Raw genomic sequence first — 11,922 nt, forward strand, 5'->3', positions numbered from 1 at the left:
GCGGGTGTTCGCCGGCAGGGTGAAGGCCCCGGTTGCCGCCTGCCTCCAGGCCTGGGCCTAGGGTCGGCTGTCGGGCCCGGTCGACCCACCCCTTTTCGGCCACAGCAACTTCACATCGGAAGCGAGATCTCACCACCGTGACTGCTCTGACTCTCAGCACCTCCGCGGCGCCCGGCCTGCGGGCCGACGCGATCGTGATCGGTGTCGCCAAGGGTGCCAAGGGGCCCGTCGTCGCGCCGGGCGCCGAGGCCGTGGACAAGGCTTACGACGGCAAGCTGGCCGGCGTCCTGGAGACCCTCGGCGCCTCGGGTGCCGAGGGCGAGCTGACGAAGCTGCCCGCCCCCGCCGGCTTCAAGTCGCCGCTCGTGGTGGCGGTGGGCCTGGGCGCGGAGCCCGAGAAGGACGCCGGATACGACGCGGAGGCCCTGCGCAAGGCCGCCGGCGTGGCCGCCCGGACCCTGACCGGGGCCCGCAAGGCCGCGTTCGCGCTGCCCGTCGACGGCCCCGGTGCCATCGGCGCGATCGGCGAGGGCGTGCTGCTCGGCGCGTACGCCTTCGACACGTACAAGGAGAGCGCCAAGGACGCGCGGGCCAAGAACGGCAAGGCCCCGCTGGCCGAGGCCGTGGTGCTCGGCGGCAAGCCGCGCGACGCCGCCCACAAGGGCGCCGTGGCCCGTGCCGTCGCGGTCTGCGAGGAGCTGAACCGCGCCCGCGACCTGATCAACATGCCGCCGAACGACCTCACCCCGCAGGCGTTCGCCGGGGTCGCGCAGAGCGCGGCCAAGGAGCACGGCCTGAAGATCCAGGTGCTCGACGAGAAGGCCCTCGTCAAGGGCGGCTACGGCGGCATCCTGGGCGTCGGCGGCGGCTCGGCGGCCACCCCGCGCCTGGTCAAGCTGTCCTACTCGCACCCGAAGGCGGACAAGCACCTCGCCCTCGTCGGCAAGGGCATCACCTACGACTCGGGCGGCATCTCGCTGAAGCCGGCCGGCCACAACGAGACGATGAAGTGCGACATGAGCGGTGCCGCCGCCGTGTTCGCCGCGGTCGTCGCCGCCGCCCGGCTGGGCCTCAGGGTCAACGTCACCGGCTGGCTGGCGCTGGCCGAGAACATGCCCTCGGGTACCGCCGTCCGCCCCGGCGACGTGCTGAACATGTACAGCGGCAAGACGGTCGAGGTGCTCAACACCGACGCCGAGGGCCGGCTGGTGCTCGCCGACGCGCTGTGGGCGGCCTCGCAGGAGGCGCCGGACGCAATCGTGGACGTCGCCACGCTGACCGGCGCGATGGTGCTGGCGCTGGGCAGCCGGACCTTCGGCATCATGGCCAACGACGACGCGTTCCGCTCCGCGCTGCACGAGGCGGCCGAGGAGGTCGGCGAGCCCGCGTGGCAGATGCCGCTGCCCGAGCACCTGCGCAAGGGCATGGACTCGTCCGTCGCCGACATCGCCAACATGGGTGAGCGCATGGGCGGCGGACTGGTCGCCGGCCTCTTCCTGCGCGAGTTCGTGGGCGAGGGGATCACCTGGGCGCACCTCGACATCGCGGGTCCCGCGTTCAACGAGGGCGGCCCGTTCGGCTACACCCCGAAGGGCGGCACCGGTTCCGCCGTCCGCACGCTGGTGCGGCTCGCCGAGCTGACCGCAGCGGGTGACCTGGGCTGATGAGCGCCCGGTAGCCCGGGCCGCCCCCTCGCGGGGCGGCCGCGGGGGCGTGGGGACCGGTCGCCCGGTCCCCACGCCCGCGCCCCCGCTCGCCTTCGATTGCGGGGGTACGTGGGGTGTCTCACACTCAGGCCCCGCGTCTCGTCCGCCTCGAACAAGTGCAAAGATGGAGCCCGGCAGGACAGGGCCCCCACCGAAGGGCCGAAGCATCAAGCGGCCGGACACCAGCCGCCCGCCGGTCATCGGAGATCGGCGCAAGGCGCACATGCATGGAGGACGTGACGTGGCGAACGACGCCAGCACCGTTTTCGACCTAGTGATCCTCGGCGGTGGTAGCGGTGGTTACGCCGCGGCCCTGCGCGGGGCGCAGCTGGGCCTGGACGTCGCCCTGATCGAGAAGGACAAGGTCGGCGGCACCTGCCTGCACCGGGGTTGCATCCCCACCAAGGCCCTGCTGCACGCGGGCGAGGTCGCCGACCAGGCCCGCGAGAGCGCGCAGTTCGGCGTCAAGGCCACCTTCGAGGGCATCGACATCGCCGGGGTCCACAAGTACAAGGACGGTGTCATCTCCGGCCTGTACAAGGGCCTGCAGGGTCTCGTCGCCTCCCGCAAGGTGACGTACATCGAGGGTGAGGGCCGGCTGTCCTCCCCCACCTCCGTCGACGTGAACGGCCAGCGGATCCAGGGCCGCCACGTCCTGCTGGCGACCGGCTCCGTGCCGAAGTCGCTGCCGGGCCTGGAGATCGACGGCGACCGGATCATCTCCTCCGACCACGCCCTCGTCCTGGACCGCGTGCCGAAGTCCGCGATCATCCTGGGCGGCGGTGTCATCGGTGTCGAGTTCGCCTCGGCGTGGAAGTCCTTCGGCGCCGACGTCACGGTCGTCGAGGGCCTGAAGCACCTCGTCCCGGTCGAGGACGAGAACAGCTCGAAGCTGCTCGAGCGCGCCTTCCGCAAGCGCGGCATCAAGTTCAACCTGGGCACCTTCTTCCAGAAGGCCGAGTACACCCAGGACGGCGTGAAGATCACCCTCGCCGACGGCAAGGAGTTCGAGGCCGAGGTCCTGCTCGTCGCCGTCGGCCGCGGCCCGGTCTCCCAGGGCCTGGGCTACGAGGAGCAGGGCGTCGCCATGGACCGCGGCTACGTCCTGGTCGACGAGTACATGCGCACCAACGTTCCGACCATCTCCGCCGTCGGTGACCTGGTCCCGACGCTCCAGCTCGCGCACGTCGGCTTCGCCGAGGGCATCCTGGTGGCGGAGCGTCTGGCCGGTCTGAAGACCGTCCCGATCGACTACGACGGTGTCCCGCGGGTGACGTACTGCCACCCGGAGGTCGCCTCCGTCGGTATCACCGAGGCCAAGGCCAAGGAGATCTACGGCGCGGACAAGGTCGTCGCTCTGAAGTACAACCTGGCGGGCAACGGAAAGAGCAAGATCCTCAACACCGCGGGCGAGATCAAGCTCGTCCAGGTGAAGGACGGTGCCGTCGTCGGCGTCCACATGGTCGGCGACCGCATGGGTGAGCAGGTCGGCGAGGCCCAGCTGATCTACAACTGGGAGGCGCTGCCGGCCGAGGTCGCCCAGCTCATCCACGCCCACCCGACGCAGAACGAGGCCCTCGGCGAGGCGCACCTGGCGCTGGCCGGCAAGCCGCTGCACTCCCACGACTGAGCCTTCGGTCAACGGGCGCGACGACACAGACTTTCCGCAATTCGTAAGGAGCAACCGAAACCATGGCGGTTTCCGTAACCCTTCCGGCGCTCGGTGAGAGCGTCACCGAGGGCACTGTCACCCGCTGGCTGAAGGCCGAGGGCGAGCGCGTCGAGGCCGACGAGCCGCTGCTCGAGGTCTCGACCGACAAGGTCGACACCGAGATCCCCTCGCCCGCCGCCGGCGTGCTGGCCTCCATCAAGGTCGCCGAGGACGAGACCGTCGAGGTCGGCGCCGAGCTGGCCGTCATCGACGACGGTTCCGGCGCCCCCGCCGCGGCTCCGGCCCCGGCCGCCGCCGAGGCCCCCGCCCCCGAGGTCCCCGCCGCTCCGGCGGCCGAGGCCCCCGCCCCGGCCCCCGAGGCCCCCGCCGCTCCGGCCGGTGGCGCCGAGGGCACCGACGTGGTCCTGCCCGCGCTCGGTGAGTCCGTCACCGAGGGCACCGTCACCCGCTGGCTGAAGTCGGTCGGCGACTCCGTCGAGGCCGACGAGCCGCTGCTCGAGGTCTCCACGGACAAGGTCGACACCGAGATCCCGGCGCCCGCCTCCGGCGTGCTGCTCGAGATCGTCGTGAACGAGGACGAGACCGCCGAGGTCGGCGCCAAGCTCGCCGTCATCGGCGCCCCGGGTGCCGCCCCGGCCGCCGCTCCGGCTCCGGCCGCCCCGGCGCCCGCCGCCGCTGCCCCGGCCCCGGCCGCTCCCGCCGCCCCGGCTCCGGCCCCCGCCGCCCCGGCGGCTCCGGCCGCTGCCGCTCCGGCCCCGGCCCAGCCCGCGGCTCCGGCCCCCGCGCCGGCCGCCCCGGCCCCGGCTCCGGTCACCCCGGCGACCGCGCCGACCGCGCCGACCGCCACCCAGGCGACCGACGAGGGCGCGTACGTGACCCCGCTGGTGCGCAAGCTCGCCGCCGAGAACGGTGTCGACCTGGCCGACGTCAAGGGCACCGGCGTCGGCGGCCGTATCCGCAAGCAGGACGTCCTCGCCGCCGCCGAGGCCGCGAAGGCCGCCGCCGCGCCGGCCCCCGCCGCCGCCCCGGCCGCCGCCAGGAAGGCCCCGGCGCTCGAGGTCTCCCCGCTGCGCGGCCAGACCGTCAAGATGACCCGCATCCGCAAGGTCATCGGCGACAACATGGTCAAGGCCCTGCACGAGCAGGCCCAGCTCTCCTCGGTCGTCGAGGTCGACGTCACCCGTCTGATGAAGCTGCGCGGCAAGGCGAAGGACTCCTTCGCCGCCCGTGAGGGCGTCAAGCTCTCCCCGATGCCGTTCTTCGTCAAGGCCGCCGCCCAGGCGCTGAAGGCCCACCCGGTCATCAACGCCCGGATCAACGAGGTCGAGGGCACCATCACCTACTTCGACGCCGAGAACATCGGCATCGCGGTGGACTCGGAGAAGGGCCTGATGACCCCGGTCATCAAGGGCGCCGGCGACCTCAACATCGCGGGTATCGCCAAGGCCACGGCCGACCTGGCGGGCAAGGTCCGCGCCAACAAGATCACCCCGGACGAGCTGTCCGGCGCGACCTTCACCATCTCCAACACCGGTTCGCGCGGCGCGCTGTTCGACACGATCATCGTGCCGCCGAACCAGGTCGCGATCCTCGGCATCGGTGCCACGGTCAAGCGTCCGGCCGTCATCGAGACCGAGGAGGGCACGGTCATCGGCGTCCGCGACATGACCTACCTGACCCTCTCGTACGACCACCGTCTGGTGGACGGCGCCGACGCGGCCCGCTACCTGTCGGCGGTCAAGGCGATCCTGGAGGCGGGCGAGTTCGAGGTCGAACTCGGCCTCTGACCTCCCTGATCAGGCAGTGCGGCACCCCGTCCGGAGCGTTCCGGGCGGGGTGTTCGCGTTTGTCGGGGTGCGCGCCGTGTAAGCCTCGTCTCACCTGCGTGAAAGCACCCCGCGCACCCTCTGCGCGGCGCGAACCCGCCGTATTGTCTAAACGTCAGCCCCTGGGAGGAGCCCCCCATGACCGCGCCCGTCGTCCACTCGCTGCGCGAACAGATCCGCGAGCACATCGTGGAGGGAATCGTCAGCGGGCGCTGGCAGCCGGGCGAGCGCATCGTGGAGCGACGGATCGCCACCGAGCTGGAGGTCAGCCAGACGCCGGTCCGGGAGGCCCTGCGCGAGCTGGAGTCCCTCCGCCTGATCGAGTCGGCCCCCAACAAGGGCGTGCGGGTCCGCAACCTCACCGCCGCCGACCTCGAGGAGAGCTACCCCGTCCGGGCCGGTCTGGAGGCCATCGCGGCGGAGCTGGCGGCCGAGCGCCTCGCCGGGGACTGCTCGGCCCTGGAGCCGCACGTCCTGGCCCTGTACGAGGCCGACCGCGGGGCCGACGGCACGGCCCAGGTGCGCCACACGGTCGGCTTCCACCGGGAGCTGGTCCGCGCGGCGGACAACTCGGTGCTGCTGCACACCTGGGAGGGCCTGGGCATCGAGGTGTTCACGGCGCTGTCCATCCGCTGGCTGGGCACGGTCCAGCAGAGCTACGCGGAGGAGCACGAGGAGCTGGTGCAGGCGTTCAAGCGCCGTGATCCCCGGATCGCCGAGCTGGTGAAGGCCCACGTCCTGGGCTGCGCTCCGCGCGCCTGACGCAGTCGAGCGCAGCCTCGCTCAATCGCCGTCCGACCTGCGAAAACCCCCTTCGATCACGACACTCGGTGCCCCCGCGCGAGGCACCGCGTGCCGACTTTCTCGATATCGAGAAGTTTTCCCCTTCCAACCTTTGATCGATCATCGATCACGGAGTTAGAGTCTCGGGCGGACCTCCACCGAGGTCCGCCTGCCCTGTCCTGCCAAAGACCAAGGGCAACCCCGAACCCTTAACGATGAGGGAACCCCCTTCGACTGAGGAAGGCGGCGACATGACCGACCCCAACGCCATCCAGCCGAGCGCGCTCGACCAGCTCCCGGACCGCGACCCGGAGGAGACCGCCGAATGGCAGGCCTCCCTGGACGCCGTGGCCAGGGAGGCCGGGCCGCATCGCGCCGCCTACCTGATGCGGCGCACGCTGGAGCGTGCCGAGGCGGGCGGCGTCGCGCTGCCGAAGCTCCTCGAGACGGACTACGTCAACACCATCCCCACCTCCGCCGAGCCGGGCCTGCCCGGTGACCCGGAGATGGAGGCCCGGATCACCGCCTGGAACCGCTGGAACGCGGCCGCCATGGTGACCCGCGGCGCGAAGCACGGCGTCGGCGGCCACATCGCCACCTTCGCCTCCGCGGCCTGGCTCTACGAGACCGGCTTCAACCACTTCTTCCGGGGCAAGGAGCAGGACGGCTCCGGCGACCAGCTCTACATCCAGGGCCACGCCTCCCCCGGCATCTACGCCCGCGCCTTCCTCGACGGCCGGCTGGACGAGGCGCACCTCGACAACTTCCGCCAGGAGTCCGGCGGCAACGGCCTGCCGTCGTACCCGCACCCGCGCCGGCTGCCCTGGCTGTGGGAGTTCCCGACGGTGTCGATGGGCCTCGGCCCGCTCTCCGCGATCTACCAGGCGCGCTTCAACCGGTACCTGACCAACCGCGGCATCAAGGACGTCTCCGCCTCCCACGTCTGGGCCTTCCTGGGCGACGGCGAGATGGACGAGCCCGAGTCGACGGCCGCGCTCGCGCTGGCCGCCCGTGAGGAACTGGACAACCTCACCTTCGTCATCAACTGCAACCTGCAGCGCCTCGACGGCCCGGTCCGCGCCAACTTCAAGATCGTGCAGGAGCTGGAGGCCCAGTTCCGCGGCGCCGGCTGGAACGTCGTCAAGACGCTGTGGGGCTCGGCCTGGGACGAGCTGTTCGCCCTCGACACCACGGGCGCGCTGGTACGCCGGCTGCGCCAGGTGCCGGACGCGCAGGTGCAGACGTACCAGACCCGCGACGCCGCCTACATCCGCCAGGACTTCTTCGGCGCCGACCCGGCGCTGGCGGAGATGGCGAAGCTGCTGAGCGACGACAAGATCCTCGAGTGCTTCCACCTGTCCCGCGGCGGTCACGAGGCCCGCAAGGTCTACGCCGCGTACAAGGCGGCCGTCGAGCACAAGGGCGCGCCGACCGTGATCCTGGCCCAGACGGTCAAGGGCCACACCCTCGGCAGCGGCTTCGCGTCGAAGAACGCCAACCACCAGATGAAGAAGCTCTCGGTGGACGAGTTCAAGACGATGCGCGACCTGCTCGGCCTGCCGATCAAGGACAGCGACTTCGCCGACGGCGTCGTCCCCTACGGCCACCCGGGTGCCGACTCCCCCGAGGTCCGCTACCTCCAGGAGCGCCGCGCGGCCCTCGGCGGTCCGGCCCCGGCCCGCCGTGTCCACCCGCTGGCGCCGCTGCCCGCCCCCGCCGACAAGGCCTTCGCCGCCTTCGACAAGGGGTCCGGCTCCCAGAACGTCGCCACCACCATGGCGTTCGTCCGCCTGGTCAAGGACCTGGTCCGCGACAAGGAGACCGGTAGGCGCTGGGTGCCGATCGTCCCGGACGAGGCGCGCACCTTCGGCATGGAGAGCCTCTTCCCCTCCCTCGGCATCTACTCGCCGAAGGGCCAGACGTACGAGCCGGTCGACCGCGACCAGCTGATGTACTACAAGGAGGCCAAGAACGGCCAGATCCTCAACGAGGGGATCACCGAGGCCGGTTCGATGGCCGACTTCATCGCCGCGTCCAGCGCGTACGCGACGCACGGCGAGGCGATGATCCCGTTCTACATCTTCTACTCGATGTTCGGCTGGCAGCGCACCGCCGACCAGATGTGGCAGCTCGGCGACCAGCTCGGCCGCGGCTTCCTGGTGGGCGCCACGGCGGGCCGTACGACGCTGACCGGCGAGGGCCTTCAGCACGCCGACGGCCACTCCCCGGTGATCGCGGCCACCAACCCGGCCGCGCTCAGCTACGACCCGGCCTTCGCCTACGAGGTCGCGGTGGTCGTCCGCGAGGGTCTGCGCCGGATGTACGGCGAGGCGAAGCCGGGCGAGGACCAGAACGTCTTCTACTACCTCACGGTCTACAACGAGCCGCTGCCGCAGCCGGCCAAGCCGGCCGCTCCGGGTATCGACGAGGGCATCGTCAAGGGCCTGTACCGCTTCAACACGGCGGAGTCCGCGGGCGTGACCGTCCCGGCCAACGCCCCGCGCATCCAGCTGCTCGGCTCGGGCACGGCGATCCACTGGGCCCTCGACGCGCAGAAGCTGCTGGCCGAGGAGTGGGGCGTGGCCGCCGACGTGTGGTCCGCGACCTCCTGGGGCGAGCTGCGCCGCGACGCGCTCGACGCCGACGCGGCCCTGCTGCGCGGCGAGGAGCGGGTGCCGTACGTCCGGCAGGCGCTGCAGGGCGCCGAGGGCCCGGTGCTGGCCGTCTCCGACTACATGCGCCAGGTCCCGGACCAGATCGCGCAGTGGGTGGAGCAGGACTGGTCCTCGCTGGGCGCGGACGGCTTCGGCCTCTCCGACACCCGTGAGGCGGCCCGCCGCCACTTCGGCGTCGACGCCCGGTCGATCGTCGTCGCCGCGCTCGCCCAGCTCGCCAAGCGCGGCGAGGTGCAGGCGACGGCGGTGAAGGAGGCCCGGGCGAAGTACGGCCTGTAGGCACCGGCATCTTCCGGAAGGGGTACGGCGACCGCCGTACCCCTTCCGCTGTCAGTGGCCCCCGGCATCATGAGGCCATGCGCGCCGCCCGCCTCATCAAGATGGTGCTCCTCCTCCAGTCCCGGCCCTCCATGACCGCCGCCGAGCTGGCGCGGGAGCTGGAGGTGTCGGAGCGGACGGTCACCCGGGACGCGCAGGCGCTGTCGGAGGCGGGCGTGCCGGTGTACGCGGACCGGGGGCGGGCCGGCGGGTACCGGCTGGTCGGCGGGTACCGGACGCGGCTGACGGGGCTGGCGCGCACCGAGGCCGAGGCGCTGTTCCTGAGCGGGGTGCCGGGCGCGCTGCGGGAGATGGGGCTGCAGGACGCCGCCTCCGCGGCCCGGCTGAAGGTGTCGGCCGCGCTGCTGCCCTCCCTGCGGGACGCCCCGGACAGCGCCGCCCGGCGGTTCCACCTGGACGCGCCCGCCTGGTTCCGGGAGCCGGAGACACCCGCGCCACTGCCGGTGATCGCCGAGGCGGTGTGGGCCGACCGGCGGATCGGCACGGTGTACCGGCGCGGGGAGCGGCCGGTGGAGCGGGAGCTGGAGCCGTACGGGCTCGTGCTGAAGGCCGGTGTCTGGTACCTGTGCGCGCGCGTGGCCGTTGGCGGTGCCTTCCGGACGTACCGGATCGACCGGTTCGTCGTCGTCGACGCCCTGGACGAGCGCTTCGAGCGGGTGCCGGACTTCGATCTGGCGGCCTTCTGGTCCGAACAGGCCGAGCGGTTCGCCCGGTCGATCCTGCGCGCCGCGGTCGTCGTACGGCTGTCCCCCGAGGGCGCGCGCAGGCTGCCGTACGCCGTGGACCCGGCGGCCGCGCGCGAGGCGCTCGCGGGCGCGGGCGGGCCGGACGGCGAGGGGTGGGTGACGGTGACCGTGCCGGTGGAGTCCGAGGAGGTCGCCCACGAGCAGCTGACGGCGCTGGGTCCGGAGGCCGAGGTGCTGGCGCCGGCGGGTCTGCGGGAGCGGTTCGCGGCGGACGCGGCCCGGCTCGCCGCGTGCTACGGGCGTGCGGACGGCGGATAACGATCCGCCACACTCCACGTGCGCCCCACCGGTGGAGGCCCGATGCTGGTGCCGTGATGGACGAGACGGAGTTCTGGGAGCTGATCGACGCGGCCCGCGAGGCCGCCGAGGGCGATCCGGAGGAGCAGGCGGACCTGCTCGTGGAACGGCTGCTCCAGTTGGACCCGGAGCTGGTCCTGGACTTCGCCCGTCACTTCGAGGCCCGGTACAACCGGGCCTACCACTGGGACCTGTGGGGTGCCGCCTGGGTCCTGCTGGACGGGGCGAGCGACGACGCGTTCGACTACTTCCGGTGCTGGCTGATCGGCCAGGGCCGGGAGGTCTTCGAGGGCGCCCTGCACGACCCGGACTCCCTGGCCGACCTGCTGGAGGACTTCGACGAGGAGATCGACGGGGACGGCGAGGAGCTGGGCTACGCCGCGGACGAGGCGTACGAGCAGCTCACCGGCACCGTCGCCCCGGACCTCGGCATCGCCCCGGCGCCGGCCGAGCCGGAGGGCACCGCGATCACCTTCGAGAACGAGCGGGTGCTCGCCGAGCGCTATCCCCTGCTGTGGGAGCGCTTCAAGGAGTAGCGGTGCCGGCGCGGGCGGCCCGGGGCCGCCTCACGCGCCGACGCCGCCCGCGGGCGGCGTCCGAGGGCTGCCGGGCGGCCGTGTCGGCCCTGACGGGGTGGTGCGGGGGCGCGGCGTTGGCCTGGTCGAGGGCGGAGGCGGTGACGGCGGCCGGGCCGAGGACGACGGTCGCGACGGCGCGGACCACCGCCCAGGGCCCGCGCGTCGCCCGGGCTCGTCCCGCCCGCTCCGCCCGCTCGGTGCACCGCCCGCGCCCGCCGCTCATGGCCCCGCCTCCGCTCGTGGGGCGCCGTGCCCGGCGTCCCGTCCTTTGCCCTGCCCGGCGGGTCGTGCCGCGCGGTGCGCGGCGCGTCGTCCCGCGCCGTGGCCCGACGGTAGGGCGCGCGGCTCGGAGCGGGCTGCGGGCCGGCTATGGCCTCGCTGTGGGCGTCCTGCCCTGGAGCCGGGCCGCCGTCTGCCTAATCTCCGGCAGCCGGGCGGTCAGGGCGGCGCCGGGGCAGCTGGTCATGAAGCCCTCGTTGTGGCCGGCCACGGCGGGCAGGGTGGTGGCGGTGCCCGCCTTGAAGCGGCTGTGCCCGTTGCTGGAGACCAGGTGGGCCCCGGCGCGCGGGTCGACGTCGGCGAGGCCGAGCTTCCAGGCGGCGAGGGCGGCGATCGCGTCGGTCATGGCCCGCGGCACGGGCACGCCGGCGGTGAAGGTGCCGAGGGCGGCGATGCCCGCGGTGCGGTGGTTGAAGCCCTGGGTGTGGGCGCCGGTGACCGGCCGGTCCACGCCTCCGGCGCGGCCCTCGTAGATGGTGCCGCAGCGGTCGACGAGGAAGTTGTAGCCGATGTCGTCCCAGCTCCGGCCGCCGGTCTGGCCGGCGTACAGGGCACGGATGATGCGCGGCGCGTCGGCGCAGTCGTACCGGTTGGGCGAGTCGGTGTGGTGGACGAAGACGGCGACCACCTTGTCGTCGTAGCGCGGGGGCGGCTGGCCGGGCGGGGCGGCGGCCTGGTCCAGCCAGACGGAGCGGGACAGTATGCGCGGCCGGGCGGCGTGGTGGGCCGGGGCGGCACGGTCCGCGCCGGGCCGGGCGAGGCGGACCGGGGCGGCGCTCTCGACGCCACGGGCGCACAGGGCCAGCGCCAGCACGGCGGTCAGGCCGGGGAGGCAGCCGAGCAGCACCAGCAGGGCGCCGGGGACGCGGGCGGGCCGCCGTCCGCCGCGTGTTCCCGGCGTTCTTCGGGGGACGCGCATGGTCCCACTGTCGGCTCGCCGCGCCGTGCTCGCGATGTGGGGTGTGCCACCTGGTGGAACCATCGTCCTTGTCCAGGCCGTTTCTGGGGATATACGCACACG

General features: G+C 73.0%; 9 protein-coding genes. 7 read left to right on the plus strand and 2 right to left on the minus strand.

Annotation, left to right across the window (positions count from 1 at the left end):
- Nucleotides 1-137 precede the first annotated feature (137 nt).
- The 7 genes from ABZ478_RS28955 to ABZ478_RS28985 all read left to right on the plus strand — a co-directional run bounded on the left by ABZ478_RS28955 (nt 138) and on the right by ABZ478_RS28985 (nt 10,580).
- Nucleotides 138-1,664, plus strand: coding sequence for a leucyl aminopeptidase (locus ABZ478_RS28955; protein WP_359553764.1), 1,527 nt, complete (start codon nt 138-140; stop codon nt 1,662-1,664).
- 283 nt (nt 1,665-1,947) lie between these two features.
- Complete coding sequence (lpdA, locus tag ABZ478_RS28960; RefSeq protein ID WP_199210267.1) at nt 1,948-3,336, plus strand: dihydrolipoyl dehydrogenase; 1,389 nt, start codon at nt 1,948-1,950, stop codon at nt 3,334-3,336.
- 62 nt (nt 3,337-3,398) lie between these two features.
- Nucleotides 3,399-5,165 carry a 2-oxoglutarate dehydrogenase, E2 component, dihydrolipoamide succinyltransferase gene (gene sucB, locus ABZ478_RS28965; protein ID WP_359553766.1) on the plus strand — a complete coding sequence of 589 codons (1,767 nt, stop codon included), beginning with the start codon at nt 3,399-3,401 and terminating at the stop codon, nt 5,163-5,165.
- Nucleotides 5,166-5,342: 177 nt separating this feature from the next.
- Nucleotides 5,343-5,966, plus strand: coding sequence for a GntR family transcriptional regulator (locus tag ABZ478_RS28970; RefSeq protein ID WP_359553767.1), 624 nt, complete (start codon nt 5,343-5,345; stop codon nt 5,964-5,966).
- 272 nt (nt 5,967-6,238) lie between these two features.
- Entirely contained in the window at nt 6,239-8,941 is a 2,703-nt protein-coding gene (gene aceE, locus ABZ478_RS28975) for a pyruvate dehydrogenase (acetyl-transferring), homodimeric type (protein WP_359553768.1), read from the plus strand.
- Nucleotides 8,942-9,018: 77 nt separating this feature from the next.
- Nucleotides 9,019-10,005, plus strand: a complete 987-nt coding sequence (locus ABZ478_RS28980; RefSeq protein ID WP_359553770.1) for a WYL domain-containing protein — start codon at nt 9,019-9,021, stop codon at nt 10,003-10,005.
- Between the two features lie 56 nt (nt 10,006-10,061).
- On the plus strand, nt 10,062-10,580 hold the full coding sequence (locus ABZ478_RS28985; RefSeq protein ID WP_359553882.1) for a DUF4240 domain-containing protein: 519 nt from the start codon (nt 10,062-10,064) through the stop codon (nt 10,578-10,580).
- On the opposite strand, the gene ABZ478_RS28990 is transcribed toward ABZ478_RS28985, so the two are convergent.
- Nucleotides 10,570-10,845 (minus strand): hypothetical protein, encoded by a 276-nt coding sequence (locus ABZ478_RS28990; protein WP_359553772.1) that lies wholly within the window; start codon nt 10,843-10,845, stop codon nt 10,570-10,572. The two genes, ABZ478_RS28985 and ABZ478_RS28990, sit on opposite strands and share 11 nt — an antisense overlap.
- Nucleotides 10,846-10,989: 144 nt before the next feature.
- Nucleotides 10,990-11,820: a peptidoglycan recognition protein gene (locus ABZ478_RS28995; RefSeq protein ID WP_359553773.1), complete on the minus strand. Its 831-nt coding sequence runs from the start codon at nt 11,818-11,820 to the stop codon at nt 10,990-10,992.
- Nucleotides 11,821-11,922 lie beyond the last annotated feature (102 nt).

This window comes from Streptomyces sp. NPDC005706 (assembly GCF_040631045.1).
In the GTDB taxonomy this organism is placed as follows: Bacteria; Actinomycetota; Actinomycetes; order Streptomycetales; family Streptomycetaceae; genus Streptomyces.